The following is a 26,329-nucleotide window of genomic DNA, read 5'->3' as shown; positions in this document are numbered from 1 at the left end:
TGCCGCGACCCCGCAGTGCGGGGCCGCAGCCGCTAGACAGAGGCGATCACTGAATCAGGCCGAACTCTTTGGCCAGCACTTTGTAGTCCGCGACCTGCTTCTTCACGTAGGTGTCCAGTTCCGGGCCGGTCATGGCGAACGGAAAGAGTTCACGCTGATCGCGCAGCTTGGCGAAATCATCGGACGCCAGCAGCTTGTCGAAGGAGGCTTTCCACCAGGCGTAGTCTTCATCGCTGACTTTTGGCCCGAGGTAGAAACCGCGAACCACTGGCCAGACGATGTCGTAGCCTTGCTCTTTGGCGGTCGGAATGTCTTTCATTTCCGGCTCGTCCAGGCGCTTCTCGGAGAACACCGCCAGCAGGCGCATGTCGCCGCTCTGGATGTGCGGCATGGAGTCGGAGATGTCGGTGCTGCCGACCTGGATGTGGCCGCCGAGCAGGGCAGTGGCGATTTCGCCGCCACCTTCGAGGGCGACGTAGCGCAGATCGCGCGGGTTGATCCCGGCGGCCTTGGCGATCAACGCGGTTTGCATCCAGTCCTGGCTGCCGACGGTGCCGCCGGAACCGATCACCACTTTGCTTGGATCTTTCTTCAGCGCCTGAACGAGATCGTCGAGGGTCTTGTAAGGCGAATCGCTTTTCACCGCGATGGCGCCGTAGCTGGTGCCGACCGCTGCCAGCCAGCGAACGTTGGTTTCATCGAAGCGACCGAACTTGCCTTGGGCCAGGTTCAGCAACGAGCCGCTGGACCACGCCACGAGCGTGCCGGCGTCGGCCGGACGCTGAGCGACCACCGCGTTGTACGCCACTGCGCCGACACCGCCGGGCATGTAGGTCACGCGCATCGGTTTGCTCAACAGTTTCTCGTTCATCAGCGCGCTTTGCGCCAGTTTGCAGGTCAGGTCGAAACCGCCGCCGGGCGAGGCCGGGGCGATGCATTCCGGGCGCTTGGGCTCGGCCATGAGTTGGCCGGCAAACAGCATGCAGCTGGCGGCAAGGGCGAAACGGCGCAGTGATCGATTCATTGTTGTCTCCACGGGAGTTATTGTTTTTGGGGATGTTTCAGGTGCGGCAGTTTCGCGTCGCGCAGCCGTTGATGGCGCTGACAAACGTAAACGACGGGAATTGAAAAAAGAGATGAGGCGGGCAAACCTGGAGCTGTGTGGACAGCATGGCGAAGTACCTCGTTATTGTTCTTATTGGCGAAAACGCATCGAGGCGTTTTTCGGGAGCTACATTTCAAAGCACGATCGATGGCTTTCAGTCGAAACCATCCGTGGGCCGACTCTAACGGTCGAACCTTTCACTAACCTTTCAGCGGACTTTCACGGTTTTCGGGCTTCACAGCGGCGGATGCGGCTGTAAACTCCGCGCCAAAGAGTGGCGTCGAACATCCCTGAATGAGGTAAAGATCCATGCGTGTTCTGCTCGTCGAAGACCATCTGCAACTCGCCGACAGTGTCGCCCAGGCGCTCAAGAGCACCGGGCTGACCGTGGATGTGCTGCACGACGGCGTGGCCGCCGACCTGGCGTTGAGCAGCGAGGAATACGCCATGGCGATCCTCGATGTCGGCCTGCCGCGCATGGATGGCTTTGAAGTGCTGGCGCGCTTGCGGGCCCGGGGGAAGAACCTGCCGGTGCTGATGCTGACCGCCCGCAGTGACGTCAAGGATCGCGTGCATGGCTTGAACCTCGGCGCTGACGATTACCTGGCCAAGCCGTTCGAACTGACCGAACTCGAAGCCCGGGTCAAAGCCTTGCTGCGTCGCAGTGTGCTCGGCGGTGAGCGTCAGCAGACCTGCGGCGTGCTGGCTTACGATCTGGACACCCGACGCTTCACCCTCGGCGACGAATTGCTGACCCTGACCTCCCGCGAACAAGCGGTGCTTGAAGCGCTGATCGCGCGCCCCGGTCGGGTGATGAGCAAGGAACAACTGGCCGCCCAAGTGTTTGGTCTCGACGAAGAAGCCAGCCCCGACGCCATCGAAATCTACGTCCACCGCTTGCGCAAGAAGCTTGACGGCCAACCGGTCGCCATCGTGACGTTCCGCGGTCTCGGCTATTTGCTGGAAAGCCGCGATGCATAAGCCCAGCAGCCTGCGCTGGCGGTTGCTGTGGAACCTCGCGCTGTTGCTGGTGGTGTTGATGCTGGCCAGTGGATTGAGCGCGTACTGGAATGGTCGCGAAGCTGCCGACACCGCGTATGACCGTACCCTGCTGGCTTCGGCGCGAACCATCGCCGCGGGCGTGTCCCAGCGTGATGGCAGCCTCAGCGCCGACGTGCCTTACGTGGCCCTCGATACGTTTGCCTATGACAGCGCAGGGCGGATTTTCTATCTGGTCAACGACATTAATCAGAAGCTGATTTCCGGCTACGAAAACCTTCCCGCTCCACCACCGGGAACGCCGCGCACCGATGACTATCCGGCGCTCGCCCGTTTCTATAACGCGACGTATCGGGGGCAGAACGTGCGGGTGGTCAGCCTGCTCAAACCCGTGAGCGAACCGAACATGAACGGCATGGCGGAAATTCGCGTGGCGGAAACCGACGAGGCACGCGTCAGCATGGCCCGCAGCCTGGCTGCAGACACGTTGTTGCGGCTGGGCATGCTGGCGGTCGGCGCGTTGCTGTTGGTGTGGTTTGCGGTGAGTGCGGCGTTGCGCCCATTGGAACGCTTGCGCACGGCGGTGGAAGAGCGCCAGTCCGATGACTTGCGGCCGCTGCCGCTGGTGGAGGTGCAGCGAGAATTGTGGCCGTTGGTACGTGCGCTCAATCACTTTACCGAGCGCCTGCGCGGGCAGTTCGAACGTCAGGCGCAGTTCATTGCCGATGCTGCGCATGAACTGCGCACGCCGCTGGCGGCGCTCAAGGCGCGACTTGAACTCGGCCTGCGTTCGGGCGAACCCGAAACCTGGCGCAACACGCTGGAAACGGCAGCGCAAGGCACGGATCGTTTGACCCATCTGGCCAACCAATTGCTGTCGCTGGCGCGTGTCGAAAACGGTGCCCGGGCGATTGCCGAGGGCGGTGCGCAATTGCTCGATCTGAGTCAGCTGGCCCGGGAACTGGGCATGGCGATGGCGCCGCTGGCCCATGCCCGCGGCGTGGCGCTGGCACTGGAAGCCGACGAACCGGTGTGGCTGCGCGGTGAGCCGACGCTGCTGAACGAACTGTTGAGCAATCTGGTGGACAACGCGCTGGCCCATACGCCGCCCGGCGGCAACGTAATCCTGCGGGTTTCGGCGCCGGCGGTGCTGGAGGTCGAGGATGACGGGCCGGGGATTCCGCTGGAAGAGCGTGACAGGGTGTTTGAGCGCTTCTATCGGCGCAATCAGCAGGTGGCCGGATCGGGGTTGGGGTTGGCGATTGTCGGCGAGATCTGCCGCGCGCATCTGGCGCAGATCAGCCTGCACGATGGCGAGCAGGCGGGGTTGAAGGTGCGGGTGAGTTTTATCGCTGGAGAGTGATGGTGTCTGAACTGGCCTCTTCGCGGGCAAGCCTCGCTCCTACAGGATCTGTGGTGACCTGTAGGAGCGAGCGGGCGGCGATCCGACTTGCCCGCGAAGCTTTTAATAGAACATCGACCGCGATTCTTCCAGATCCCTGCACATCGATTCATTCTCCGGGTCGATTCCCAGCTTCTTGAAGGCCGGCACGCCGAGCGGGTCGATACGGGCGATGGGGTGGTCGGTGTCCTTGTGGCAATACAAACTGGCCACTTGCACCAGATCCACATAGTCGACGCGCTCGGACTCGCGCTTGAAGTCCAGATACAGCCCCGGCACCTGTACCAGCATTTCCGGAAACTCCCAGACCCTGAGCAGTTTGTCGCCGAGCAGCGGATGAATGTGGTCGATCACATGGTTCAGGCTGACCGGGTCCGACAGCAGTTCGTAGTGGTCTTCGGCGTAGGTCAGGATCGGCAGTACACCAATCTGATGCACCAGTCCGCCCAGCGCCGCCTGATCGGGCTTGAGCTGCGTGTAACTGCGGCACAGCGCGTAGCTGACCCCGGCGATTTCCAGGCTTTTGCGCCAGACATCGCGCATCTTTTTCTCCACCACGTCAGAGCGCGCATGGAAAATCTGCTCCATGACCAGACCGATGGCCAGGTTGCTGCTGTAATTGACGCCCAGGCGCGTGATTGCCGTGTGCAAGTCAGTGACTTCCTGGGTCGCGCGCAGCAGCGGGCTATTGACCACTTTGATCAGGCGCGCCGACAGCGCCGTGTCGCGGCCAATCACTTTACTCAGGGTGCTGACACTTATTTCCGGGTCTTCAGCGGCCTTGCGAATCTGCAGGGCCACTTCCGGTAACGTTGGCAGAACCAGGTCATCGTTATCGATGGCCTCAACCAAATCCTGTTGGACCTTATCCGCCAAATCGCTCATTTCTTTTCTCTAGGGTGTTGCAACAGGTACTGCTGTTAACGCTGGATTTCGCGATCGCGATCCAGTTCATAAGGCAAGTCAAGCAGATGCAGGGCCGGCCCTTCGAGCGCGCCCAGATGGACGTCGCCACCTTCCGCTGCTTCGGCTTGCAAGACGGCCAGGAGTTCAATGTTTTGTCCGGCGTGTGCGGCAATCACCACTTCGCCGATGGAACTGCCGTGTGTCGGGGAAAACAAGGGTGTACCGGGCTCAGGCAATGCACTGGCGTCCAGCTTCAGACGATACAAGCGGCGCTTGAGTTTGCCCAGGTACTGCATCCGCGCAACGATTTCCTGGCCGGTGTAGCAACCTTTCTTGAAACTCACGCCGCCGACGGCCTGCAGATTGAGCATCTGCGGAATGAACAATTCGCGTGTGCTTGGCATCACCTGGCCGATCCCTGCGCGGACCTGGCCGAGCAGCCATTGATTGAGATCGCCTTCAGTCAGCAAAGCAGATAACCGGCCCTTGATGACGTCGGCCTGATCAGCGGCAACCCAAAGTTCGGCGCGTTGCGGCGAAACGCGGATGGCGATCAGCCCGTCATTGCGCGCCACGCTGTCGGTGTCTGCCGGCAGTTCGAGACCCAGGCCGATCAGGGCGGCATCGCCATGGTCAACGCCGAAGCGGACCCAGGCGGCGCTTTCATCGGTCAATTTCGATTTGGAGAACACCGCGTACTTCTTCAAGTCCGCCAGTTGCGGCTCCAGCAGCTCGGTGGCCATGGCCATGAGCACGCCATCACCTTGCAGCAGAATGCGGAAACTCGATTGCATCCGGCCTTTCTGGGTGCAGCGCGCGCCGAGGCTGGCCTGGGTGTCGCTCAGGTAATTGAGGTTGCAGGTCAGTTGGCCTTGCAGAAATTTGCTGGCATCCGCGCCGCGGACCGCGAGAACGCCTTCGTGAGACAGGGTGCAGAAAAAAGCAGAATCGGCCATGGGAGATCGCAGGGTAAAAGAGTCTGGGGGACATCATAAGGGGGCGCCCATGAAATGGGTAGTTCACAAAAGGTCGGCAGTGCCCGACCAAAGCCGACTGTTCGATGGTGTCCGGGGCTGTATACTTGCCGCCTATTTGAGGAGCGCTCCATGGTCGAAGATGTTGAACTGAATCGCCTCTACTGGCACAGCCGCCGCGGCATGCTTGAACTTGACGTGTTGCTGGTGCCGTTCGTGAAAGAGGTCTACCCGCACCTCAATGATGTCGACCGCGATTGCTACCGCAAGCTGCTCGAATGCGAAGATCAGGACATGTTCGGCTGGTTCATGGAACGCGCCGAGTCGGAAGATCCGGAGCTGCAGCGCATGGTTCGCATGATCCTGGATCGTGTCCAGCCCAAGTAATGCGTTCGAATGCCGCTGGCATGCCTCTAGGCAGTTGCTGGCGGCGTATCTGTTGGCCCAGCTGTTTGCGCTGGGTTCGTTGTTTCTTCTCTCCATGCCGGTCTGGGCCAGTCTGCTCGGCGCTGTTTGCTGCCTGGCTCACGGCGTTTGGGCATTGCCACGCCAGATTTTACTGACACACCCACAGGCGTTTCGCGGCTTGCGTCGTGATGCGGATGGCTGGCAGTTGTGGAATCAGGCGGCGGGTTGGCAGGCGGTTCAGCTACGGCCGGACAGCCTCGCGCTGCCGCTGGTCGTCGTCCTGCGTTTTCGCCTGCAGGGTGAGCGGCGGGTCCGGGCGATCTGTGTGCCCAGAGATTCGCAGGCGGCGGATGTGCACCGACGCCTGCGGGTTCGGCTCACGTTCAGTCGGCGTAGGTGGGCGGCACCAGAATAGTGTCCAGCGCCTCCGGCAGCAGGTTCGGGTAGTCGAGGGTGTAATGCAGGCCGCGACTTTCCTTGCGTTCCATGGCTGACTGAATCATCAGTTCTGCCACTTGGGCCAGGTTACGCAGCTCGATCAAATCCCGGCTGACCTTGTAGTTACTGTAGAACTCGTCGATTTCGTCCAGCAACAGCCGCACGCGGTGCTGCGCACGTTGCAGGCGCTTGTTGGTGCGCACGATGCCGACGTAGTCCCACATGAATCGCCGCAGTTCATCCCAGTTGTGCGCAATGATCACGTCTTCATCCGAGTCGGTGACCTGGCTGGCATCCCAGACGGGCAGGGCGACCGGAATCGAAACCTGCGGCAACTGCTCAAGAATGTCTTGCGCCGCCGAGCGTGCGTAAACGAAACATTCCAGCAACGAGTTGCTGGCCATGCGGTTGGCGCCGTGCAGGCCGGTGAAACTGGTTTCGCCAATTGCATACAGCCCCGGCACGTCGGTACGGCCCTGCTGATCGACCATCACGCCGCCGCAGGTGTAGTGCGCCGCGGGAACCACCGGAATCGGTTGCTTGGTGATGTCGATGGAAAACTCCAGGCAGCGCTCGTAAACCGTCGGGAAGTGCGTCTTGATGAACGCTTCCGGCTTGTGACTGATGTCCAGATAAACGCAATCGACACCCAGGCGTTTCATCTCATGGTCGATGGCCCGGGCGACGATGTCCCGTGGCGCCAGTTCGGCGCGCGGGTCGAAACGCTGCATGAAGCGTTCGCCATTGGGCAGTTTCAGGTGTGCACCTTCGCCGCGCAGGGCTTCGGTGATCAGGAAACTCTTGGCTTGCGGGTGATACAGGCACGTCGGGTGAAACTGGTTGAACTCCAGGTTCGCCACCCGGCAGCCCGAACGCCAGGCCATGGCAATGCCATCACCGCAGGCGCCGTCGGGGTTGCTGGTATAGAGGTAGACCTTGGCGGCACCGCCGGACGCGAGGATCACGAAGCGTGCGCCGTAGGTGTCGACTTCCCCGGTGCCGCGGTTGAGCACGTAGGCGCCAAGGCAGCGGTCGCCTTCAAGGCCCAGGCGCTTCTCGGTGATCAGATCGACGGCGACCCGCTGTTCCAGCAACTCGATGTTGGGCCGTTGTCTGGCTTTGTCGAGCAGGGTTCTGAAAATCGCTGCGCCGGTGGCATCGGCGGCGTGAATGATGCGCCGATGGCTGTGACCGCCTTCGCGGGTCAGGTGAAACTCGAAACCGCCATCTTCAGTGCCGGATTGTTCATCGCGGGTGAACGGCACGCCTTGATCGATCAGCCATTGAATGGCCTCTTTGCTGTGCTCGACGGTGAAGCGCACGGCGTCTTCGTGGCACAGGCCACCGCCGGCATTCAGGGTGTCATCGACGTGGGATTCAACGGTATCGGTGTCATCCAGCACGGCAGCGACACCGCCCTGGGCCCAGAAGGTCGAGCCATTGGCGAGGTCGCCTTTGCTCAGTACGGCAATGCGCAAATGATCGGGCAAGGTCAGCGCAAGGCTCAAACCGGCAGCACCGCTGCCAATCACCAGAACATCGTGTTGAAACTGTTGGCTCATTTCAGGATTCCGCTCAAAGCGACCCGGGTCGGGGTTGGCGCCAGACTGCTGGAACGGCGAGTCAAGGCAGCCACACAGCGCACTAGTATATAGAGGGGGGGAGCGGCACAATAGCCGAGGTCACATGGCATTGTGAAACTACTGTGACGGAAAAGACTTGACGCTTCGTCGGATGTTTTTTCGACCGGTTCGGCGACAAGAAGACTGTATCGTCGATTTAACAGTCTTTTTCCATTCACGGTTGCACAATGTCGGTCTTGCGCAGCTATAAATATTTGGAACTTTTGCCAAAGGCCCAAGATCAATAGACCGTTGCCTGAATCAAGGGACAGTGTCGGCTTCAATGCAGGATTGCGGTTTGGTCCTTGCCGGCGAATCCGATGACAAGATTATTCGCGCAGCCGGGTTATGCCGAGCTGCGCTTTTCGTGCGTGCCAAATCAGAGCCCGCAGGAAACTTGCTTGGAGGGGGAGAACTTTTGCGAAAAGCCCGAGTCTATGTTTGCAAGTCTGGTCGTTTAGTTATGCAAGCTTCCTCCGAGCTTATCGAGGAGAGTTCATGCTAACCCAGGAAGAGGATCAGCAGCTGGTCGAACGCGTTCAGCGCGGCGACAAGCGAGCTTTCGATCTGCTAGTGCTGAAATATCAGCACAAAATTCTCGGGTTGATCGTGCGTTTCGTGCACGACACCCATGAAGCCCAGGATGTGGCACAAGAAGCCTTTATCAAGGCGTACCGTGCGCTTGGAAATTTTCGCGGGGACAGCGCGTTTTACACGTGGCTTTACCGCATCGCCATCAACACGGCGAAGAACTATCTGGTTTCACGCGGCCGTCGGCCGCCGGATAGCGATGTCAGTTCCGAAGATGCAGAGTTCTACGATGGCGATCATGGCCTCAAGGATCTCGAGTCGCCTGAGCGCGCATTGCTGCGGGATGAGATCGAAGGCACCGTCCATCGAACCATTCAGCAACTGCCGGAAGATTTGCGTACGGCTTTAACTTTACGTGAATTCGATGGTCTGAGTTACGAGGACATTGCGGCAGTCATGCAGTGTCCGGTGGGTACCGTGCGCTCCCGGATTTTCCGCGCTCGGGAGGCCATCGATAAAGCCCTGCAGCCGTTGTTGCAGGAAAACTGAGACAGCGGCGACAGCCAAGAGAGGAACGCCATGAGTCGTGAAGCCCTGCAGGAATCGCTGTCCGCAGTGATGGATAACGAAGCGGACGAACTGGAATTGCGTCGGGTATTGAATGCCTTTGACGATGTTGAAACCCGTGATACATGGGCTCGTTATCAAATCGCTCGGGCAGTGATGCACAAGGATCTGCTGCTTCCACGTCTGGACATTGCAGCGGCCGTTTCTGCTGCGCTGGCTGATGAAGCCGTACCGGCGAAAGTCTCCCGTGGTCCATGGCGCAGCCTGGGTCGCCTCGCTGTAGCCGCTTCGGTCACCGTCGCCGTGTTGGCAGGTGTTCGTCTGTACAACCAGGACGAGATCGCGGGTGTCGAATTGGCTCAGCACTCCACTCAACCGGGTCTGGCCGTTCCTCAGGTCAAGGGTCCAGCGGTTTTGGCAGGCTATAATGAGAGCTCGGAAGCCACTGGTCCTATGGCCAACGGCGTTTTGCAAGCTCAGCCGGGCTGGCACGATCAGCGTTTGCCAGGCTACTTGCGCCAACATGCTCAACAGGCTGCACTGAAAGGTACTGAGAGCGCTCTGCCTTACGCTCGTGCAGCGAGCCTGGAAAACCGTTAAGGAGGATCATGCGCGCCATACCTCTACTTTCGCTTCTGCTTGGTGGCTGGTTCATTGTTCCAGCCCATGCCGATGAGGCACAAGACTGGTTGACCCGTCTTGGCCAGGCCGAGCAGCAGCAAAGCTTTCACGGTACTTTTGTCTACGAGCGAAACGGTAGTTTTTCTACCCACAACATCTGGCACCGCGTCCAGGATGGCAAGGTCCATGAGCGTTTACTCCAGCTCGACGGCCAGGCTCAGGAAGTTGTGCGCATTGATGGTCATACTCAATGCGTCAGCGGCATTCTGATTGCAGGGCTTGGGGATTCCCCCAACTCCGCTGCTCGTACACTCGATCCACAGAAGCTCAAGAATTGGTACGACCTTGCCGTCATCGGCAAGTCGCGTGTGGCCGGACGTGCGGCAGTCATCGTTTCCCTGACGCCTCGCGATCAACATCGCTACGGTTTTGAATTGCATCTGGATAAAGAAACCGGCCTGCCTCTCAAGTCATTGCTTCTGAATGAGAAAGGGCAGTTGCTGGAGCGGTTCCAGTTCACGCAGCTGGATACCTCCGATTTGCCCTCCGACGACGATTTGCAGGCAGGCCCGGATTGCAAAGCCATCACTCTCGACAGCGACAAGGCTTCAGCCGTCAAGGTTGCCCAGACCTGGCATTCGGACTGGTTGCCTGCCGGCTTTGAGCTGACCAGCAGCAGTTCACGCAAGGATCCCGAGACCAAAACCCAGGTCAACAGTCTGATGTATGACGATGGTCTCGCACGTTTTTCGGTGTTCCTTGAGCCGCTCAATGGTGCCCCCGTCACCGATACCCGCACTCAGTTGGGCCCGACCGTCGCTGTATCCCGGCGCTTGACCACCCCTCAAGGCGAGATGATGGTTACCGTGGTGGGTGAAATCCCGGTAGGTACCGCTGAACGGATTGCGCTGTCCATGCGCTCCGATGCCACTGCAACCCAGTAGTGAGCAGAAGCCGAAATGTTTGGTGAGCATTTCAATTTGCAAATATCCTCGATTTTTTTTATAGGTCAGGGCCCCTCGGCTCTGGCCTTGTTTGTTGTTCCCGGAACAAAAATACCGGCGTATCGTTCCCGGTGTTCCTTGCTCCATATCGCTTAACCATGCTCGTCGTAACGGGAGCCGTATGTCGATACCACGCTTGAAGTCTTACCTCTCCATATTTGCCACCGTGCTGGTGCTCGGTCAGGCGGTCGCTGTACAAGCGGCCGAGTTGCCTGACTTCACGCAGCTGGTCGAGCAGGCCTCGCCCGCGGTGGTAAACATCAGTACCACGCAGAAACTGCCGGACCGCAAAGTGAGCGAGCAGATGCCCGACCTCGAAGGCTTGCCGCCGATGTTGCGCGAGTTCTTCGAGCGCGGCATGCCGCCACAACCGCGTACGCCGCGCGGTGATCGCCAGCGTGAAGCCCAATCCTTGGGTTCGGGTTTCATCATTTCGTCTGACGGCTACATCCTGACCAACAACCACGTGATCGCCGATGCCGACGAAATTCTCGTTCGCCTCGCTGACCGCAGTGAACTGAAAGCCAAACTGGTTGGCACCGATCCACGTTCCGACGTAGCGCTGCTGAAAATCGAAGGCAAGGATCTGCCGGTCCTGAAACTGGGTAAATCCCAGGACCTGAAGGCTGGCCAGTGGGTTGTGGCCATCGGCTCGCCATTCGGTTTCGACCACACCGTGACCCAAGGCATCGTCAGTGCCATCGGCCGCAGCCTGCCGAACGAAAACTATGTGCCGTTCATCCAGACCGACGTGCCGATCAACCCGGGTAACTCTGGTGGTCCGCTGTTCAACCTGGCGGGCGAAGTGGTGGGGATCAACTCTCAGATCTACACCCGTTCCGGTGGTTTCATGGGTGTTTCGTTCGCAATCCCGATCGACGTGGCCATGGACGTTTCCAACCAGCTGAAAAGCGGCGGCAAGGTCAGCCGTGGATGGTTGGGGGTCGTGATTCAGGAAGTGAACAAGGATCTGGCCGAGTCGTTCGGTCTTGAAAAACCGGCCGGTGCACTGGTGGCGCAGATCCAGGATGACGGTCCGGCTGCCAAGGGTGGCCTGCAAGTAGGGGACGTGATCCTGAGCATGAACGGCCAGCCGATTGTCATGTCTGCCGATTTGCCACATCTGGTCGGCGCGCTGAAGGCTGGCGCCAAGGCCAATCTTGAAGTGATTCGTGAAGGTAAGCGCCAGAATGTCGAACTGACGGTCGGCGCTATCCCCGAAGAAGGCAAAGAGCTGGATTCTTTGGCGAAATCGACCACCGAGCGCAGCAGCAATCGCCTGGGCGTTTCCGTGGTCGAGCTGACCGACGAACAGAAGAAAACCTACGACCTCAAAGGTGGCGTGGTGATCAAGGAAGTTCAGGACGGTCCTGCATCACTGATCGGCTTGCAGCCAGGCGACGTCATCACTCACCTGAACAATCAGGCAATTGGTTCCGCCAAGGAGTTCACTGATATCGCCAAGGCGCTGCCGAAGAACCGCTCGGTGTCGATGCGGGTTCTGCGTCAGAATCGCGCCAGCTTCATCACCTTCAAACTGGCTGAATAAACCGGTTGTCGGCTGAATAAAAAACCGCCTCGAAAGAGGCGGTTTTTTTATGTCTGGTGAAAAGTGTCAGCCCATCATGTCCTTGATCATGCGTTCCTGCTCCATCAGCTCCCGTTGGCGGGCGTCGATACGCGATGAAAGCGGGAAGTTGGTCCCGGCCTTGCGCTTGGCGAAGTCCAGTTGCTGAATGGCCTGGCGGTAGTCGCCAACCAGCGCAAAGTACTCGGCGCGCGCCTGATGCAAGCCGATGATGTTGCCTGAAAGGCCACGGGTTTCCGCAACCATGTACCAGACATCCGGATCATCGGGGCGGCTTTTGAGCAGGTTCTCCAGCGCTTTTTCCGCTTCGGGCGCCCGGTTTTGCTTGAGCAGCAAATCGACACGCACCTGATTCAGTGGATAGTTGCCCGGGTACTGAGTCAGCATCCGGTCCACCCGGGTTTGGGCGTCCGGCAAGCGATTGTTGGTGATATCCAGATCGATCTGCGCCAGATTGTAGATGATCTCGTTTGGTGACTTGGCCAGCAGCAACTTGAGATTTTCCCGTGCTTCGTTCAGTTGGCCGCCCTTTATCTGGGCGATCGCCAGGCCATAACGCGCAACGTCGTTTTTCGGATTTTCATCCAGCTGTGCGCGGAAGCGCTTGGCGCCCAGGCCTGGGGTTTCTTCGTAAATCAGCTGGACTCGCGCACGGATCAGTTGATAACGCATGCTGTCTTCAATGCCGCCGGGTTTGGCCTGCTCGGCGCGGTTGCGGGTGTCGGCGATACGCGATTCGGTCACCGGGTGAGTCAGCAGAAACTCCGGTGGCTTGGCGTCGAAGCGGTACTGGCGCGCCAACCGCTCGAACATGGTTGGCATCGAGCGTGGGTCGTAACCGGCTTTTTCAAGGTTGAGGATGCCAATGCGGTCGGCCTCTTGCTCGTTCTGGCGCGAGAAACGTCGCTGTTCCTGAATCGCTGCCGCCTGCGTGCCCGCAATGGCCGCGATCCCGGCATCGCCGGCACCGGCAGCGGCAATCACGATCCCGGCCAGCAGTGCGGCCATCATCGGCACCTGCATGCGTTGTTGTGCTTCAACGCCACGGGCAAAGTGGCGCTGCGACAAGTGAGCCAGTTCGTGAGCGAGTACCGAGGCATATTCGCCTTCAGTCTGGGCATTAAGGAACAAACCACCGTTGACCCCGACAATCCCGCCCGGCGCCGCAAAGGCGTTGAGCTGCGGGCTGTTGATCAGGATGAACTCCAGACGCCGGTCATTGACCTGGCTGGTCTCAACCAACCGGTAGACGCTGGATTCGACATAGTCCTTGAGCTGCGGGTCGTTGAGCTGGGAAACCTGGCTGCGCAGCAGCGCCAGCCAGGCGCGGCCCAACTGATATTCCTGTTGTGGCGAGACGATTGCAGAACTGGCGTCACCGAGTGACGGCAGGTCGTCGGCGAAGCCCGGTGAGGCGAGCAGGCAAGCGAGCGTCAGCAGGGTAGGGCGCAAAAAAGTCATGCACAAAGCCTTAGTCGACAAAGACCTTACTGTAGCCGGACAGTAAGCTTCGGACCAGATATTCTAAGCCGCTCGACCACCTGACCCGGAGTAACGCAATGACCGACGCTGTAGCCCATGACGCCGAACTGGACGCCAGCGGCCTGAATTGTCCGTTGCCGCTGCTCAAGGCCAAGATGGAACTCAACCGGATGGCCAGCGGCGCGGTACTCAAGGTGATCGCCACCGATGCGGGTTCGCAGCGCGACTTCCGCACCTTTGCCCGTTTGGCCGGTCATACGCTGCTTCGTGAAGAAGATGAAGCGGGCGTTTACCGCTACTGGTTGAAAAAAGCCTGAAAATTGTTGCGTTCGTTTCTAAGGATTATTGATGTTCAAAGTGTTACGCGACTGGATTCAGCGCTATTTCTCCGATGAAGAAGCGGTGGTGCTGGCGGTCCTGCTGTTTTTGGCGTTTACCGCCGTGCTCACCCTTGGCGGCATGCTTGCGCCGGTGCTCGCCGGGATGGTGCTGGCGTATCTGATGCAGGGATTGGTGGTGACGCTTGAGCGCCTGCGGGTACCGGGCGGGGTGGCCGTCGGAGCGGTCTTTGCCTTGTTCATGGGCGTTTTGCTGGTGTTTATCATTGTCGTGGTGCCGTTGCTCTGGCATCAGCTGATCACGCTGTTCAATGAATTGCCCGGCATGCTCGCCAAGTGGCAATCACTGTTATTGCTGCTGCCCGAGCGCTATCCGCACCTGGTGTCCGACGAGCAGGTGTTGCAGGCCATTGAGGCGGCACGCGGTGAGATCGGCAAGTTCGGCCAATGGGCGCTGACGTTTTCGCTGTCGAGTTTGCCGCTGCTGGTCAACATCATGATTTACCTGGTGTTGGTGCCGATTCTGGTGTTCTTCTTTCTCAAGGACCGGGAAATGATCGGCCAGTGGGTTCGCGGTTATCTGCCTCGAGAGCGTGCGCTGATCACCCGTGTTGCCCACGAAATGAACCGGCAGATCGCCAACTACATTCGCGGCAAGGTCATTGAGATTTTCATCTGTGGTGGCGTGACCTACATCGCGTTTGTCGTGTTGGGGCTTAACTACGCGGCACTGTTGGCGTTGCTGGTAGGCGTGTCGGTGGTGGTGCCCTATGTCGGGGCCGTGGTGGTGACCGTGCCGGTGCTGCTGATTGCGTTGTTCCAGTGGGGCTGGAGCGATCAGTTCATCTATTTGATGGCGGTCTACGGAATTATTCAGACGCTGGATGGCAATGTGCTGGTGCCGCTGCTGTTCTCGGAAGCGGTCAACCTGCATCCGGTGGCGATCATCTGCGCGGTGTTGTTGTTTGGCGGGTTATGGGGATTCTGGGGGGTGTTTTTTGCGATTCCGCTGGCGACGCTGTTCAAGGCGGTACTCGACGCTTGGCCGCGCAAGGAGCCTGTTGTGGCGCCGTTGCTTTAATTGCTCGCCTTGAGGGCCTCTTCGCGGGCAAGCCTCGCTCCTACAGGGTTCTTGAGTGCGACTCAAAACCTGTAGGAGCGAGGCTTGCCCGCGAAGGCGCCAGAACAGGCGCCATCAAAATCAGGCTTTGTTCAATGCCTGCGCAGCAGCCAAAACAGCATCCACATGCCCCGGCACCTTCACGCCGCGCCATTCCTGACGCAGCACACCGTTCTTGTCGATCAAAAACGTGCTGCGATCAACACCCATGTATTCCTTGCCATAAAGCTTCTTCAGCTTGATCACATCAAACAGCTGGCACAGCGCCTCTTCCTTGTCGCTGATCAGCTCGAAGGTGAATGCTTGCTTGGCCTTGAAGTTCTCGTGGGATTTCAGGCTGTCACGGGACACGCCGAAGACTTCGGTGTTAGCCGCTTTAAAGGCGTCGAGCTGATCGCGAAAGCCCTGACCCTGGGTCGTGCAGCCCGGCGTGCTGTCCTTCGGATAGAAGTAGATCACCACTTGCTTGCCTTTAAGGCTCGCGAGGCTGACGGTCTGTCCGCTGGTGGCGGGTGCTTCGAAGTCGGCAACCGGTTGGTCGATGGCTACGGCCATGAAAGCTTCCTTACATTGGGTTTTGTGGGCGCCACGGTTCGATCAGTGCGTCCAGGTTCAGCGCGTCGGCGAAATCCAGGAACTGGTCGCGCAACCAGCTGATCTGCACGCCAGCCGGCAACGTCACGGTGAACGTGGCGTTGAGCATGGTCCCGCCGGTTTGCGGCGCCTGATAGGTGTCGCAGGTCAGGTTTTCCAGCTCGACGTTGTGGTCCATGAAGAACTGGCACAGCTCGTTGATGATGTCCGAGCGGTAAGCCGAGCTGACATAGGCAACGTACGGCAGGGCCTGGGGACGGTTCTCCAGCGCCGCGCTGCGCACCACGTTGACCGTGAAGGCGTGCTTCTTGGCGAGGCTCGGCAGGCTGCCTTCCAGGCGCGCCAGGGCGTCCCAGCTACCGGAGATCTCGAGGATCAACGCACTGCACTCGCCATGACGGGTCAGGCGAGAGGTGACCACGGCGCAGCGATTTTCATGGCTGGCGCGGCACAGGACGTTAGTCAGCTCCATGGGGTTGGCGCCGAGGGCACTGATGACAAGGAATTGTTCGCGAACTGTGGGGGTGGACATGCAGCATTCCTAAAGCGATGAGCGGTCGATACTTCTACGGGCTTTTATAGCCGGGGGCGAGCCTGCGGATGCGAATTCAGAAAACCCGAGCCGGAAGGTTGCAACGTGCTCCATTAAGGCAAGAGCGAAGGGTGGCAACGCTGGATCGGGGCTTGTGATGCCGAAAATGGAGGCTGAAACCCGGCGTACGAGCTTGTCAGTACCGATCAAAGTCTGAAGGGTAGCGAAAAGCAGCGCCAAGGGGAATGGCAGCAGCGCAGTACTTCGCTTGTACAAGCATCTTGGCGCCAGTACCATTACGGCTCTCTTTTTCCGGCAGGAGCGGTTGCATGATTGCGGGCAGTATGGTGGCACTGGTCACACCCATGGATGCACAGGGTCGTCTCGACTGGGACAGCCTGAGCAAACTGGTGGACTTTCACCTGCAAAACGGCACCCACGCCATCGTGGCGGTCGGCACGACAGGTGAATCGGCCACGCTAGACGTGAACGAACACATCGAAGTGATTCGTTACGTGGTCAAGCAGGTTGCAGGGCGCATTCCGGTGATCGCCGGTACCGGCGCCAACTCGACCCGCGAAGCCATCGAGCTGACCACCAATGCAAAGACCGCCGGCGCCGATGCTTGCCTGCTGGTGACGCCGTACTACAACAAGCCGACCCAGGAAGGTTTGTACCAGCACTTCAAGGCCATCGCCGAAGCCGTCGACATTCCGCAAATCCTGTACAACGTACCGGGCCGTACGGCGTGTGACATGCTCACCGAAACCGTGATCCGCCTGTCGACCGTGAAAAACATCATCGGTATCAAGGAAGCCACCGGCGACCTGGCCCGCGCCAAAGCGATCATCGACGGCGTCAGCGAAGACTTCGTGGTGCTTTCCGGCGACGACGCGACAGCGGTCGAGCTGATTCTGCTCGGCGGTAAAGGCAACATTTCGGTGACCGCCAACGTTGCCCCGCGCGACATGGCCGACCTGTGCAACGCTGCTCTGAAAGGCGATGCCGTCACGGCCCGCGCGATTCACGAAAAGCTGATGCCGCTCAATAAAACCCTGTTTATCGAATCCAACCCTATCCCCGTGAAATGGGCGCTGCATGAAATGGGCTTGATGCCGGACGGTATCCGTCTGCCGCTCACCTGGCTCAGCGCTGCCTGTCACGAACCGCTGCGGCAGGCCATGCGCCAGTCCGGCGTACTGGTTTAATTGAGGAAGCACTACGCATGAAGCGATTGGCCGGACTTTCCGCACTTGCCTTGATTATCTCCAGCACCAGTGGCTGCGGATGGGTCTGGGGCCCGGAAGGTTATTTCCGTGACCGTGGTAGCGATTACCTGGAAGCGCAACAGACTGCACCTATGCAAATGCCACCAGACGTCAGCACCGCCAAACGTCTGGATCCGCTGCTGCCGATCCCGCGCAACGTGGCCGATGACACCGTCAAGGGCGAGTACATCGTGCCGCGTCCGCAGCCGCTGTCCGCTGCTGCCGATGCCAGTGCCTACTCGCTGCAGAAGAGCGGTGATTCGAGATCGATCCTGGCCCAAAACCCGCCAGCCGAAGTCTGGCCAGTGGCTGTGCAGTTCTTCCAGGACAACGGTTTCCGTCTGGATGAACAGCGCCCGCAAACCGGCGAATTCACCACCACCTGGCAGCATTCCGACGAACTGTCCGCAGCGATGGCCAAGCGCCTGAGCGCAGCCGGTGTCGGTGCCGACAGCGAAACCCGCGTGCGGGTCCGTATCGAGCCAGGCGTGCAGCGCAACACCAGTGAAGTCTATGTGGTCAGCGCCGAGCGTCCTGCCGGCAGCACCGCCGATGTGGCCTTCACCAACCGTTCGGTCAACACTGGCCTGGACGCGGCGCTGGTCGACGACATGCTGGCAAGCATGAGCCGCACGTCGGAGAAGGGCGGTTCGGTCTCCATGCTGGCCTCGCGTGATTTTGATGCGCCAAGCCGTGTCAGCCTGAGCGAAGACGGCAGCGGCAACCCGGTTCTGAACGTCGGCACCGACCTGGATCGTGCCTGGTCGAGCGTCGGTCGTGCGCTGGAGCAGGGCGAATGGCGCGTTGAAGACATCAACCGCAGCCTGGGCCTGTACTACATCAACCTGGCCGAAAAAGCCGAGAAGAAAGACGAGAAGCCAGGTTTCCTCAGCGGTTTGTTCGGCAGCAAGCCGGACAAGGAAGAAGTTGAAGCCCGTGCCGAGCGTTATCAGGTTCGCCTGAGCAAGGTAGGCGATACCGTTCAGGTCACCGTCGAGAAAAACATCAACACCGTGGCGCCGGCTGACGTGGCGCGCAAAGTGTTGAGCGTGATTCAGGACAACCTGGGCTGATCACATGCGTTTTGCCGTTCTCGGCAGCGGTAGCCAAGGGAACGGCACGCTGATAGCCAGCGCTGATACGTACGTGCTGGTGGATTGTGGTTTCTCCTTGCGGGAAACCGAAAAACGCTTGCTGCGCCTGGGTGTGAACCCTGCGCAGTTGAGCGCGATACTCGTGACCCACGAACATGCCGACCACGTGCATGGCGTGGGTTTGCTGTCTCGGCGCTACAATCTGCCTGTCTACCTCAGTCGCGGCACCCTGCGCGGGATGCGCAAACCGATTGAACCGGCTGGCCTTCTGGCCGGCGGCGAGCAACTGCAGATCGGCGCACTGAGCATCGGCGTCATTGCCGTGGCCCACGATGCACAGGAGCCGACGCAATATGTGTTCAGTGACGGTGAGCGGCGCTTCGGCCTGTTGACCGACCTGGGCTCGTACTGCAACAAGGTGCTGGACGGCTATCGTGACCTCGATGCGTTGATGATCGAGGCCAACCATTGCCGTGACATGCTGGCTCGCGGTCACTACCCGTACTTTCTCAAGCAGCGGGTGGGTGGTGAACTGGGACATTTGAACAACCACCAGGCGGCATTCCTGGTGTCCGAGTTGGGCTGGCAAGGCCTGCAACACCTGGTCCTGGCCCATCTGAGCAGCAAGAACAACCTGCCGCAGCTGGCCCGGCAATGTTTTGTCGACACCCTCGGGTGCGACCCGGACTGGCTGCAACTGGCCGATCAAGATTCAGGGCTCGACTGGCGACACATCGCCTAGCCCACCTACTTAGCAAGCGGAGCCCATCATGGAAAAACGTGAAGAACTCTACCGCGGCAAAGCCAAATCGGTTTTCAAGACCGACGACGCTGACCGCTTGATCCTGCTGTTTCGCAACGACACCTCGGCGTTCGACGGCAAGCGCATCGAGCAGCTCGACCGCAAAGGCATGGTGAACAACAAGTTCAACGCCTTCATCATGCAGAAACTCGAAGCAGCCGGCGTGCCGACCCAATTCGACAAACTGCTGGGCGACAACGAATGCCTGGTGAAAAAACTCGACATGATCCCGGTCGAGTGCGTCGTGCGTAACTACGCCGCCGGCAGCCTGGTCAAGCGCCTGGGCGTCGAAGAGGGCATGAAGCTCAACCCTTACACCTTCGAACTGTTCCTGAAGGACGACGCCAAGGGCGACCCGTTCATCAACGAATCCCACGTCGTGGCGTTCGGTTGGGGCACCGCCGAGCAACTGGTTCGCATGAAAGAACTGTCGCTCAAGGTCAACGAAGTCCTGAGCAAACTGTTCGACGACGCCGGCCTGCTGCTGGTCGACTTCAAACTCGAATTCGGCGTGTTCTCCGACGGCTCCATCGTCCTGGGCGACGAGTTCAGCCCGGACGGCTGCCGTCTATGGGACAAGGCCACCGGCAAGAAAATGGACAAGGACCGCTTCCGTCAGGGCCTCGGTGACGTCATCGAAGCCTACGAAGAAGTCGCCAATCGTCTGGGCGTACCGCTTTAATCGACGCAAGCATCTGATAGCACGGAAAAAATTTCGCTTTGGGGGTTCGCTTCCGGCAAAAGTGTTGTTATGATGCGCGCCGTTGGAGAGATGCCAGAGTGGCCGAATGGGACGGATTCGAAATCCGTTGTACCTTCACCGGTACCTAGGGTTCGAATCCCTATCTCTCCGCCATTACATAGAAAAAGCCCCGTAGCTGAATAAGCTACGGGGCTTTTTCGTTTCTGCAGATTTTTTAGTGCGTTTTTAGGGGGGGCACCTACAAGCAAGTACTAGGCGTCGGTCTTCACCGGTGGACACCTCGTCAACACCTTGGCAGCAGATGTGAGTTCGTACGCAATTCTCGGATTTTGCCTACAACTCCGCCGGGAGTCCCCCCGATATTCTTGTGGCCTTACAAAAACAGCTGAATCCCGGATGTGAAAACGCCGCTTTCCAGTCTCTGGAAAAGCGGCGTTTTTGCACATTTTTTGGGATTCAGCTCACGCACCGGCGACGTTGCTAGCCGCTGCCAAACCTTATTTGGTATCATGAGTTAATACCATGAATAATAAACAGCTCAGTACGCTCAGAGCGGTCTTCTCAAGGCCGACGCCCAACACTTTGGAGTGGGCTCGTGTCGAGTCCTTGTTGGGTGCAGCTGGCGCCAGAACCATTGAAGGCAACGGATCGCGGGTACGTTTTGAACTTAACGGTGTGGTCGCAACTTTTCATCGGCCTCATCCAGACAAAGAAGCCAAGCCCTACCAGGTGCGTGACGTTCGGGCTTTCCTTGAACAAGCAGGAGTTACCCCGTGAACGTTATGAATTATCAGGGCTACGCCGCCCGGATCGAATACAGCGATGAAGACGGCCTGTTTGTTGGTCACATCGCGGGTATCAAAGATGTCGTTGGGTTTCACGGCGAGTCAGTCAGCGAGCTTCGCGCAGCATTTGAAGAGGCCGTCACAGATTATCTGGAGGCGTGCGCCAAGCTCGGCCGTGCACCGCAGAAACCCTACTCGGGTAACCTCAGCCTGCGTCTCGCACCAGCACTTCACGCAACAGTCGCTGTTAAAGCACAGCTCGCTAACAAGAGCATCAATCAGTGGGTGGCTGATGTTCTTGATCGCGAGGCACATGCCTGACGAGATCATGCGGTGCTGAGCTCTATTCTGTGCAATTGGGGTGGTGCTTAAAAAAACGGTGAAGCTGCTCAATCAGAGCAGCTTCGTATTAGCCCGTAAATCTTACGGCTGCGAGTAACCCAGTTTCCTCTTGATCAGCTCGTAGACATCCCTGTGTGTGGAGTTGTGCAAGGTTTTGTCCTTGCAGGCTGATGCCAGTAATGTTTTGACCTCTTCCTTTGCATGAGGGTAAAGACCTGCGACGTAGTCGGCTTCATGGGCTTGGGTGCAGTTGAAGTGTTTGTCGTCTTTCGCCTTATCTCTAGCCATTACAGAGACTCCCTTTGAGTTCACATAATTGTGGGTGGTCAGGGCCTTTTCGCCCCGCACGTAGCAGAGCTTAGAGGCCAAGCCCGATGCCGCCAGGGGATTGGACAAATCAGGAAGGGGCTGTCAGACGATGCCGGAGTCTGCCTTTGCGTTAAACAAAAAAGCCCTGCAAGCATAAAAATCTGCAGGGCATGTTGTTTTCTCTGGAGGCGGTTGTGCAAAAAATGGATCTGTCCCCTAATCACACCAATTTTCCAGAGATGAGATCGTAAGGTGTGCCGCTTCATTGTGCGGGCATTAGATAGTGTGGCAGACTGCCAGCTGTGATCGCTTGGTAAGTGTGTTTTTTTAGATTTTGTTTGATTCGAGTTCTCGCCTTTATTCAGGGATGGTAGAAGTTTTGAAAACTATATCGGTATTTAATAATAAAGGGGGCGTTGGTAAAACAACTCTTACCTATCATCTTGCGCATGCCTTGGAATTTCTAGGGAAAAAAGTACTAATAATAGACTTAGATCCACAATGCAATATCTCTACGCTTTCTGTACCTCAAGAGTGGTTGATGAATGTATGGAAAGAAGAAGATAAGTATATTAGTGATTTTAAAGCTAGTCGCGAGCTTGTGTCGGAAGAAGAGTTTGAAAAGTTAAATAAAAGTGTGCGATCTGTGCACTATTTACTAACGCCAACGCAAGAAGGTACGGCTGAAATCGGTGTGCTTCCTCCTCCGGTAGCTTTGGCGAAAAATCTGCACTTGATTCCTGGTCGTCTGACGATGCATCTTTACGAGGATAAAATATCGAGTCGTTGGAGCGACGTATATCAAGGTGATCCCCTTGCTATAAGAACTATTACTAGGATAAGAAAGCTGGCAGAAGAGTATGCGAGCGCCTATGGTTATGATTATGTAATTATGGATACATCTCCAAGTTTAGGCGCTTTGAATAAGGTCGTAATATCAACTACTGACGGTTTTATTATCCCGTGTGCGCCGGATATGTTTTCGCTTTACGGCATTCGTAATCTTGGGAGTGCGCTGGAACTGTGGCAGAAACAGTTTGGTACGATATTTCATTTGCTTTCCGAGGAAAAAAGAAGAAATTTTCCGGAGAACTTTGTTAAGTTGCTTGGGTTTACAATTTATAATGCTAAAAAATATGCAGGGAATCCACCTTGGGAACTTGCGAAAGCACATTATAATTACGCACTTCAAATACCTAATGAAATAATGACGTGTGTGCCTGCGGATGTGCTCAGTAGTATTCCAGCAGAGTTTCTGTCAAAACCTATCGGCGGCACAGCTATTATGCATACTCATAATACCTTGACCGGGATGTCTCAGAAGTATCATGTTCCAATGTGGCGGGTTCCATCGGAGCCTGATTTAAATGATGATGCAAGTACCGTTTTAGCCAATAGAAGAGTTTATGAGGGGACGCGCGATAAGTACGTTGACTTTTCGCGAGACTTGCTTTCTCGAATTGAGGCGTTGGGCTAAGAAATGGAAAATCGTACACGGATTGTTCGGCACTGCCAGCAACGGTTTTCGGATGTGAATCACGAGTTGTCTATATTTATGTCCACCATCAGGGCATGGTTTGAAACTCATCCGAAATTAACCAAAGGTGCACCTCCGGTAATTCACTCAGTGAAAAGTCGTTTAAAAGACGCTTCTCATTTAGAGGAGAAAATAAATCGAAAGCTTGGGCTTCCGCCAGTTGCTGATCCGACAGCTCAACAAGTATTTGAAGGACTTACGGATCTAGCAGGTGTCAGAGTTCTCTTGTTACATCAACAGCAATTTGAGAACTTGCACACAGAGTTTCAGCAGAAAATTCAAGATGACTGGTTTCTTGTGGAACCTCCGAAGGCATACACTTGGGATCCTGAATCTGCAGATTTTTTTAGACGCTTGAAAATAGAAACACATATTAAGGAAAGTCAGTACACAAGTTTGCACTACGTTATCAGGCCGAAGGAGGGGTCCTCGCTCGTGTGTGAAATTCAAGTTCGGACCTTATTCGAAGAGATATGGGGGGAAGTTGATCATACGCTGAATTATCCTGCGCCAACTGATAATTTAGCATGCAGCGAGCAATTGAGAGTGTTGGCTAAAGTTGTTGGTGCTGGAAGTCGTTTAGTCGACTCTATATTTAAAAGTGCACAGACCTCAGCCCCGAAAGTCGTGGATTTAAATCCGGAAATCCAAGAAGGTGTTATTGAGCATTTGGCGGTTAATGTGCCTGTTGCATCAGCGCCAGCGGTAGAAACTCCAGTTACAAATCCCGATGAAAATGGTCCGCCAGTAAATCCAGAAGTTCAATAATGGTTTTTTCATTGGTTCGGAGGGGTTAAATGCAGTCAGAAGGAGGTTTCTGAGTTGTTAATGATTTTCGACGTCAGTGCCTTCTTGCCCTAAGCATTGTCTGAAGATTAATATCACACCATTAGATGGTCAGAAATCAAGAGCGAGAAAAGACGAAGTAAATATCTTCTGAGACGTTATATGAGAAGCCCTATAGCTGAAAAGTTATGGGGCTTTTTCGTTTTCGATGTTTGCTTTCTATCTTTCCATTCCAGATGTTCAAAAACTGGGCGACGTAATCAGCCAAATCACCACCGCGTCCACCTCCCCAGGGTTCCCATACCGATGCGGCTCTTGACTCGAAAAACTGAAACTATCGCCCTCACTCAGCAGAAAATTCCGCTCCCCCACCCACAACTCAAAACGCCTCAACAGCAAATACCCAGTCTCTTCCCCCCAATGGCTGTAACTCTGCTGGCTATAAGTCCCTGGCTCGACTGCGGTGTCAGCAGGTGATCCATAATCCCGTCTTCGTAGTGCACGCTCATCCCGCTGTTCTTGCGTACGACAATGCCGTCGTCTCGAGCGCAGTTTGCGCTTCGCTGGCAACGAACCCATGCCATACAGGCTGCCTGGCCAGACCAGGCAGAGGTGGCTACCATTTTGTGCAGCTGCGGCCACCCGCCCCCGCAGGTTGACGTCATCACCTCATCCCCAGCCGCCAGCCATTGCACCGGTTCCGCGCCCGCTTCCCACCACTGGATGTAAGGTTTGAGTTCGGTAAGTTTGGCGAACTCTCGGTCGACACCTTGCTGTGTATTCAACACCGAATACACATCCCCGACGTTCACCGTCCGCCAGCAAGGCGAACTTCAGGTTGTACATCGCGCGTTTGCGTAGACCGCGTTTGCCGGGGGGGGCTTCTGCACGTCCCAGAAGTCGGCCCAAGAGGTGTAAGGCGTCCAGTCTTCTTTTTTTTGTGAGAACCGGCTTCGTCCTGGCGTAAGAAAAATACGCCCGTTCACAAGAAAAGTTACTCAACCACGCAGCTTGAATTACCATCCCTTGTATCTACTGGCTGCCGCGCCAATCAAGGTTTTTCCCCCCGAAATATCCCCTGACATTGCAAAGCCTCGCCGCCCAAAATCCTCATCTACTCTGGTTTCGCAGGTCACTGACCTGTCGTTATCAGCAATCGCAAGGAGCGATCAATGTACTTTGAGATTTACAGGCAAACCCGTGGCACCCCGCACACCGGCAAAGGTCAATGGCGGTGGCGTTTACGGGCGGGGAACAATGAAACGATTGCCAGCGGGGAGGCTTACGTCAACAAGGCGGATTGCGTGCATGCCATCAGCCTGATCAAGGGCACTCAGGATCAGACTCCGGTGAAGGAAATCTAGGCCTCAAGCGGTGAAGCTGCTCAGTCAGGGCAGCTTCGTTTCAAGCAGCCTTGCAGCCCGATCAAATGCAAACTGCTTGAGTCGCATAGACGCCCATTGCGGCAGCTACCTAAACTGTCAGCAGATTTGGGGATTGGGGGCAGTGGATGAATCGCAACGAACTACGCAAGGCGGATATCAACCTGATGGTGGTGTTCGAAACCTTGATGCTCGAACGCAACGTTACCCGTGTGGCGGAGAAGTTGTTTCTCGGGCAGCCAACCATCAGTTCGGCGCTCAACCGCCTGCGCACGATGTTCAACGACCCGCTGTTCATTCGGGTTGGCCATCGAATGGAGCCGACCGCCCGGGCCGAGGAGCTGATTCAGTATTTGTCGCCGGCGCTGGATTCGTTGTCGGTGGCGTTAAGCCTGACCCATGATTTTGACCCGACCGTCAGCACCATGACGTTTCGTATCGGGCTGTCGGACGATGTCGAGTTCGGCCTGTTACCGCCGTTGCTGCGTGCCTTGCGTCAGGAAGCACCGAAGGTGGTGTTTGTGGTGCAGCATGTCGATTACTGGCGAATTCCCGATTTGCTGGCATCCGGCGACATCACGGTGGGTATCAGCCAGACCCGAGGTCTCCCGGCCAATGCCAAGCGCAAATTGCTGCGGCACATCCAGCCGAGGATCCTGCGCGCCGATGCGTCCGACACGCCGCTGACCCTCGATGAATATTGCTCGCGCCCGCACGTGCTGGTGTCTCACACCGCCAACGTCAGTGGTTACGCTGACGAGTGGCTGGCGGAGATCGGACGTACACGCCAGGTGGTTTTATCCGTGCCGCAATACAGTTCATTGCCGGCCTTGCTCGCCGGAACCGACCTGATCGCCAGCCTGCCGGATTACACCGCCGAGGCGATGGCGGCATCCGGACAGTTGTTCATGGAGCCTTTTCCGTTCAAGACACCGACTCTTGACCTGTCGATGGTCTGGCTCAGCCACGTCGACACCGACCCTGCCGAGCGCTGGTTGCGCTCGCGACTGGAGGCGTTTATGAGTGAGCGCTTAGTGTCGCCGCCGTCCCGGTGAGCAGGACCACTCTGTGTTATATGTACGACCTTTCC

General features: G+C 57.4%; 28 protein-coding genes, 1 tRNA gene and 2 pseudogenes. 21 read left to right on the top strand and 10 right to left on the bottom strand.

Going from position 1 to position 26,329, the window contains the following annotated elements:
* Positions 1–46: 46 nt before the first annotated feature.
* Positions 47–1,024, bottom strand: a complete 978-nt coding sequence (locus ACYZUC_RS13210) for a Bug family tripartite tricarboxylate transporter substrate binding protein (RefSeq protein WP_461996184.1) — start codon at positions 1,022–1,024, stop codon at positions 47–49.
* A gap of 390 nt (positions 1,025–1,414) precedes the next feature.
* Here ACYZUC_RS13210 and ACYZUC_RS13205 point away from each other — a divergent pair, with 390 nt between their 5' ends.
* Both ACYZUC_RS13205 and ACYZUC_RS13200 read left to right on the top strand, forming a co-directional pair.
* Positions 1,415–2,086: a response regulator gene (locus ACYZUC_RS13205; RefSeq protein WP_008034908.1), complete on the top strand. Its 672-nt coding sequence runs from the start codon at positions 1,415–1,417 to the stop codon at positions 2,084–2,086.
* Positions 2,079–3,467 (top strand): sensor histidine kinase, encoded by a 1,389-nt coding sequence (locus tag ACYZUC_RS13200; RefSeq protein WP_461996181.1) that lies wholly within the window; start codon positions 2,079–2,081, stop codon positions 3,465–3,467. The genes ACYZUC_RS13205 and ACYZUC_RS13200 overlap by 8 nt, the downstream gene beginning before the upstream one ends.
* Positions 3,468–3,569: 102 nt before the next feature.
* Here ACYZUC_RS13200 and ACYZUC_RS13195 read toward each other — a convergent pair whose 3' ends face one another.
* Positions 3,570–4,391 (bottom strand): HDOD domain-containing protein, encoded by an 822-nt coding sequence (locus ACYZUC_RS13195; protein ID WP_008034910.1) that lies wholly within the window; start codon positions 4,389–4,391, stop codon positions 3,570–3,572.
* A gap of 35 nt (positions 4,392–4,426) precedes the next feature.
* Positions 4,427–5,368 (bottom strand): CAF17-like 4Fe-4S cluster assembly/insertion protein YgfZ, encoded by a 942-nt coding sequence (gene ygfZ, locus ACYZUC_RS13190; protein ID WP_461996179.1) that lies wholly within the window; start codon positions 5,366–5,368, stop codon positions 4,427–4,429.
* A gap of 150 nt (positions 5,369–5,518) precedes the next feature.
* Between ygfZ and ACYZUC_RS13185 the strand changes: the two genes are divergently transcribed.
* Together ACYZUC_RS13185 and ACYZUC_RS13180 are read left to right on the top strand one after the other, a co-directional pair.
* Complete coding sequence (locus ACYZUC_RS13185; protein ID WP_007944081.1) at positions 5,519–5,773, top strand: FAD assembly factor SdhE; 255 nt, start codon at positions 5,519–5,521, stop codon at positions 5,771–5,773.
* Positions 5,757–6,209, top strand: a complete 453-nt coding sequence (locus ACYZUC_RS13180) for a protein YgfX (protein WP_461996177.1) — start codon at positions 5,757–5,759, stop codon at positions 6,207–6,209. The genes ACYZUC_RS13185 and ACYZUC_RS13180 overlap by 17 nt, the downstream gene beginning before the upstream one ends.
* Here the strand turns inward: ACYZUC_RS13180 and nadB are convergent.
* Positions 6,178–7,794, bottom strand: coding sequence for an L-aspartate oxidase (gene nadB, locus ACYZUC_RS13175; RefSeq protein WP_280163204.1), 1,617 nt, complete (start codon positions 7,792–7,794; stop codon positions 6,178–6,180). The genes ACYZUC_RS13180 and nadB overlap by 32 nt on opposite strands.
* Before the next feature lie 558 nt (positions 7,795–8,352).
* On the opposite strand from nadB, the gene rpoE reads away from it, so the two are divergent.
* The 4 genes from rpoE (at position 8,353) to ACYZUC_RS13155 (ending at position 12,126) form a co-directional block, all read left to right on the top strand.
* Complete coding sequence (gene rpoE, locus ACYZUC_RS13170) at positions 8,353–8,934, top strand: RNA polymerase sigma factor RpoE (RefSeq protein WP_007944079.1); 582 nt, start codon at positions 8,353–8,355, stop codon at positions 8,932–8,934.
* A gap of 30 nt (positions 8,935–8,964) precedes the next feature.
* Positions 8,965–9,552, top strand: coding sequence for a sigma-E factor negative regulatory protein (locus ACYZUC_RS13165; RefSeq protein ID WP_223415212.1), 588 nt, complete (start codon positions 8,965–8,967; stop codon positions 9,550–9,552).
* 8 nt (positions 9,553–9,560) lie between these two features.
* Positions 9,561–10,517, top strand: a complete 957-nt coding sequence (locus ACYZUC_RS13160) for a MucB/RseB C-terminal domain-containing protein (protein WP_461996175.1) — start codon at positions 9,561–9,563, stop codon at positions 10,515–10,517.
* 181 nt (positions 10,518–10,698) lie between these two features.
* Complete coding sequence (locus tag ACYZUC_RS13155) at positions 10,699–12,126, top strand: DegQ family serine endoprotease (protein WP_461996173.1); 1,428 nt, start codon at positions 10,699–10,701, stop codon at positions 12,124–12,126.
* 66 nt (positions 12,127–12,192) lie between these two features.
* Here the strand turns inward: ACYZUC_RS13155 and ACYZUC_RS13150 are convergent, their stop codons facing one another.
* Positions 12,193–13,626, bottom strand: a complete 1,434-nt coding sequence (locus ACYZUC_RS13150; RefSeq protein ID WP_461996171.1) for a M48 family metalloprotease — start codon at positions 13,624–13,626, stop codon at positions 12,193–12,195.
* Positions 13,627–13,724: 98 nt separating this feature from the next.
* Between ACYZUC_RS13150 and ACYZUC_RS13145 the strand changes: the two genes are divergently transcribed.
* Both ACYZUC_RS13145 and ACYZUC_RS13140 read left to right on the top strand, forming a co-directional pair.
* Positions 13,725–13,964, top strand: coding sequence for a sulfurtransferase TusA family protein (locus ACYZUC_RS13145; RefSeq protein ID WP_084322664.1), 240 nt, complete (start codon positions 13,725–13,727; stop codon positions 13,962–13,964).
* Positions 13,965–13,995: 31 nt separating this feature from the next.
* Positions 13,996–15,066, top strand: a complete 1,071-nt coding sequence (locus ACYZUC_RS13140; protein ID WP_008034923.1) for an AI-2E family transporter — start codon at positions 13,996–13,998, stop codon at positions 15,064–15,066.
* 120 nt (positions 15,067–15,186) lie between these two features.
* Here ACYZUC_RS13140 and ACYZUC_RS13135 read toward each other — a convergent pair whose 3' ends face one another.
* Both ACYZUC_RS13135 and ACYZUC_RS13130 read right to left on the bottom strand, forming a co-directional pair.
* Positions 15,187–15,660: a peroxiredoxin gene (locus ACYZUC_RS13135; RefSeq protein ID WP_008034924.1), complete on the bottom strand. Its 474-nt coding sequence runs from the start codon at positions 15,658–15,660 to the stop codon at positions 15,187–15,189.
* Between the two features lie 10 nt (positions 15,661–15,670).
* Entirely contained in the window at positions 15,671–16,231 is a 561-nt protein-coding gene (locus tag ACYZUC_RS13130) for a glycine cleavage system transcriptional repressor (protein WP_008034925.1), read from the bottom strand.
* 329 nt (positions 16,232–16,560) lie between these two features.
* On the opposite strand from ACYZUC_RS13130, the gene dapA reads away from it, so the two are divergent.
* The 7 genes from dapA to ACYZUC_RS13095 all read left to right on the top strand — a co-directional run bounded on the left by dapA (position 16,561) and on the right by ACYZUC_RS13095 (position 21,204).
* The gene (dapA, locus tag ACYZUC_RS13125) at positions 16,561–17,439 is read left to right on the top strand and encodes a 4-hydroxy-tetrahydrodipicolinate synthase (protein ID WP_008034926.1); all 879 of its coding nucleotides are present in this window, start codon (positions 16,561–16,563) and stop codon (positions 17,437–17,439) included.
* 17 nt (positions 17,440–17,456) lie between these two features.
* Positions 17,457–18,572: an outer membrane protein assembly factor BamC gene (gene bamC, locus ACYZUC_RS13120; RefSeq protein WP_461996168.1), complete on the top strand. Its 1,116-nt coding sequence runs from the start codon at positions 17,457–17,459 to the stop codon at positions 18,570–18,572.
* Positions 18,573–18,576: 4 nt separating this feature from the next.
* Complete coding sequence (locus ACYZUC_RS13115; protein WP_008034928.1) at positions 18,577–19,335, top strand: MBL fold metallo-hydrolase; 759 nt, start codon at positions 18,577–18,579, stop codon at positions 19,333–19,335.
* Positions 19,336–19,363: 28 nt separating this feature from the next.
* Positions 19,364–20,077 carry a phosphoribosylaminoimidazolesuccinocarboxamide synthase gene (gene purC / locus ACYZUC_RS13110; RefSeq protein WP_008034929.1) on the top strand — a complete coding sequence of 238 codons (714 nt, stop codon included), beginning with the start codon at positions 19,364–19,366 and terminating at the stop codon, positions 20,075–20,077.
* A gap of 84 nt (positions 20,078–20,161) precedes the next feature.
* A tRNA-Ser gene (locus ACYZUC_RS13105) sits at positions 20,162–20,251 on the top strand.
* A 369-nt stretch (positions 20,252–20,620) separates the two neighbouring features.
* Positions 20,621–20,875, top strand: coding sequence for a type II toxin-antitoxin system HicA family toxin (locus ACYZUC_RS13100; RefSeq protein WP_461996166.1), 255 nt, complete (start codon positions 20,621–20,623; stop codon positions 20,873–20,875).
* Positions 20,872–21,204 (top strand): type II toxin-antitoxin system HicB family antitoxin, encoded by a 333-nt coding sequence (locus ACYZUC_RS13095; protein WP_461996164.1) that lies wholly within the window; start codon positions 20,872–20,874, stop codon positions 21,202–21,204. Before ACYZUC_RS13100 ends, ACYZUC_RS13095 begins: the two co-directional genes overlap by 4 nt.
* A gap of 102 nt (positions 21,205–21,306) precedes the next feature.
* On the opposite strand, the gene ACYZUC_RS13090 is transcribed toward ACYZUC_RS13095, so the two are convergent.
* Complete coding sequence (locus tag ACYZUC_RS13090) at positions 21,307–21,513, bottom strand: hypothetical protein (RefSeq protein ID WP_008036137.1); 207 nt, start codon at positions 21,511–21,513, stop codon at positions 21,307–21,309.
* A gap of 400 nt (positions 21,514–21,913) precedes the next feature.
* Here ACYZUC_RS13090 and ACYZUC_RS13085 point away from each other — a divergent pair, with 400 nt between their 5' ends.
* Positions 21,914–23,011, top strand: a complete 1,098-nt coding sequence (locus ACYZUC_RS13085; RefSeq protein ID WP_461996162.1) for a ParA family protein — start codon at positions 21,914–21,916, stop codon at positions 23,009–23,011.
* A gap of 78 nt (positions 23,012–23,089) precedes the next feature.
* Complete coding sequence (locus ACYZUC_RS13080) at positions 23,090–23,839, top strand: RelA/SpoT domain-containing protein (RefSeq protein WP_461996160.1); 750 nt, start codon at positions 23,090–23,092, stop codon at positions 23,837–23,839.
* A gap of 258 nt (positions 23,840–24,097) precedes the next feature.
* Here ACYZUC_RS13080 and ACYZUC_RS13075 read toward each other — a convergent pair.
* Both ACYZUC_RS13075 and ACYZUC_RS13070 read right to left on the bottom strand, forming a co-directional pair.
* Positions 24,098–24,431: pseudogene (locus ACYZUC_RS13075) on the bottom strand (cupin domain-containing protein); the annotation flags it as partial.
* A 2-nt stretch (positions 24,432–24,433) separates the two neighbouring features.
* Positions 24,434–24,771: pseudogene (locus ACYZUC_RS13070) on the bottom strand (extracellular solute-binding protein); the annotation flags it as partial.
* A 258-nt stretch (positions 24,772–25,029) separates the two neighbouring features.
* Between ACYZUC_RS13070 and ACYZUC_RS13065 the strand changes: the two are divergent.
* Positions 25,030–25,221 (top strand): YegP family protein, encoded by a 192-nt coding sequence (locus ACYZUC_RS13065; protein ID WP_008034931.1) that lies wholly within the window; start codon positions 25,030–25,032, stop codon positions 25,219–25,221.
* A 146-nt stretch (positions 25,222–25,367) separates the two neighbouring features.
* On the top strand, positions 25,368–26,294 hold the full coding sequence (locus tag ACYZUC_RS13060; protein ID WP_461996158.1) for a LysR family transcriptional regulator: 927 nt from the start codon (positions 25,368–25,370) through the stop codon (positions 26,292–26,294).
* Positions 26,295–26,329 lie beyond the last annotated feature (35 nt).

It is taken from the genome of Pseudomonas sp. GT1P32 (assembly GCF_054897805.1).
This window is presented reverse-complemented; position numbering and strand designations above follow the sequence as displayed.

Excerpts from the sequence above, each read along its gene's own strand:
- ACYZUC_RS13060 (WP_461996158.1), top strand. The coding sequence starts at position 25,368 with ATGAATCGCAACGAACTACGCAAGGCGGATATCAACCTGATGGTGGTG.
- ACYZUC_RS13150 (WP_461996171.1), bottom strand. The coding sequence starts at position 13,626 with ATGACTTTTTTGCGCCCTACCCTGCTGACGCTCGCTTGCCTGCTCGCC.
- ACYZUC_RS13135 (WP_008034924.1), bottom strand. The coding sequence starts at position 15,660 with ATGGCCGTAGCCATCGACCAACCGGTTGCCGACTTCGAAGCACCCGCC.
- ACYZUC_RS13115 (WP_008034928.1), top strand. The coding sequence starts at position 18,577 with ATGCGTTTTGCCGTTCTCGGCAGCGGTAGCCAAGGGAACGGCACGCTG.
- ACYZUC_RS13145 (WP_084322664.1), top strand. The coding sequence starts at position 13,725 with ATGACCGACGCTGTAGCCCATGACGCCGAACTGGACGCCAGCGGCCTG.
- ACYZUC_RS13130 (WP_008034925.1), bottom strand. The coding sequence starts at position 16,231 with ATGTCCACCCCCACAGTTCGCGAACAATTCCTTGTCATCAGTGCCCTC.
- ACYZUC_RS13205 (WP_008034908.1), top strand. The coding sequence starts at position 1,415 with ATGCGTGTTCTGCTCGTCGAAGACCATCTGCAACTCGCCGACAGTGTC.
- ACYZUC_RS13155 (WP_461996173.1), top strand. The coding sequence starts at position 10,699 with ATGTCGATACCACGCTTGAAGTCTTACCTCTCCATATTTGCCACCGTG.
- rpoE (WP_007944079.1), top strand. The coding sequence starts at position 8,353 with ATGCTAACCCAGGAAGAGGATCAGCAGCTGGTCGAACGCGTTCAGCGC.
- ACYZUC_RS13165 (WP_223415212.1), top strand. The coding sequence starts at position 8,965 with ATGAGTCGTGAAGCCCTGCAGGAATCGCTGTCCGCAGTGATGGATAAC.
- ACYZUC_RS13200 (WP_461996181.1), top strand. The coding sequence starts at position 2,079 with ATGCATAAGCCCAGCAGCCTGCGCTGGCGGTTGCTGTGGAACCTCGCG.
- nadB (WP_280163204.1), bottom strand. The coding sequence starts at position 7,794 with ATGAGCCAACAGTTTCAACACGATGTTCTGGTGATTGGCAGCGGTGCT.
- ACYZUC_RS13100 (WP_461996166.1), top strand. The coding sequence starts at position 20,621 with ATGAATAATAAACAGCTCAGTACGCTCAGAGCGGTCTTCTCAAGGCCG.
- ygfZ (WP_461996179.1), bottom strand. The coding sequence starts at position 5,368 with ATGGCCGATTCTGCTTTTTTCTGCACCCTGTCTCACGAAGGCGTTCTC.
- ACYZUC_RS13160 (WP_461996175.1), top strand. The coding sequence starts at position 9,561 with ATGCGCGCCATACCTCTACTTTCGCTTCTGCTTGGTGGCTGGTTCATT.
- ACYZUC_RS13140 (WP_008034923.1), top strand. The coding sequence starts at position 13,996 with ATGTTCAAAGTGTTACGCGACTGGATTCAGCGCTATTTCTCCGATGAA.
- ACYZUC_RS13090 (WP_008036137.1), bottom strand. The coding sequence starts at position 21,513 with ATGGCTAGAGATAAGGCGAAAGACGACAAACACTTCAACTGCACCCAA.
- ACYZUC_RS13195 (WP_008034910.1), bottom strand. The coding sequence starts at position 4,391 with ATGAGCGATTTGGCGGATAAGGTCCAACAGGATTTGGTTGAGGCCATC.
- dapA (WP_008034926.1), top strand. The coding sequence starts at position 16,561 with ATGATTGCGGGCAGTATGGTGGCACTGGTCACACCCATGGATGCACAG.
- bamC (WP_461996168.1), top strand. The coding sequence starts at position 17,457 with ATGAAGCGATTGGCCGGACTTTCCGCACTTGCCTTGATTATCTCCAGC.
- ACYZUC_RS13065 (WP_008034931.1), top strand. The coding sequence starts at position 25,030 with ATGTACTTTGAGATTTACAGGCAAACCCGTGGCACCCCGCACACCGGC.
- ACYZUC_RS13080 (WP_461996160.1), top strand. The coding sequence starts at position 23,090 with ATGTCCACCATCAGGGCATGGTTTGAAACTCATCCGAAATTAACCAAA.
- purC (WP_008034929.1), top strand. The coding sequence starts at position 19,364 with ATGGAAAAACGTGAAGAACTCTACCGCGGCAAAGCCAAATCGGTTTTC.
- ACYZUC_RS13210 (WP_461996184.1), bottom strand. The coding sequence starts at position 1,024 with ATGAATCGATCACTGCGCCGTTTCGCCCTTGCCGCCAGCTGCATGCTG.
- ACYZUC_RS13185 (WP_007944081.1), top strand. The coding sequence starts at position 5,519 with ATGGTCGAAGATGTTGAACTGAATCGCCTCTACTGGCACAGCCGCCGC.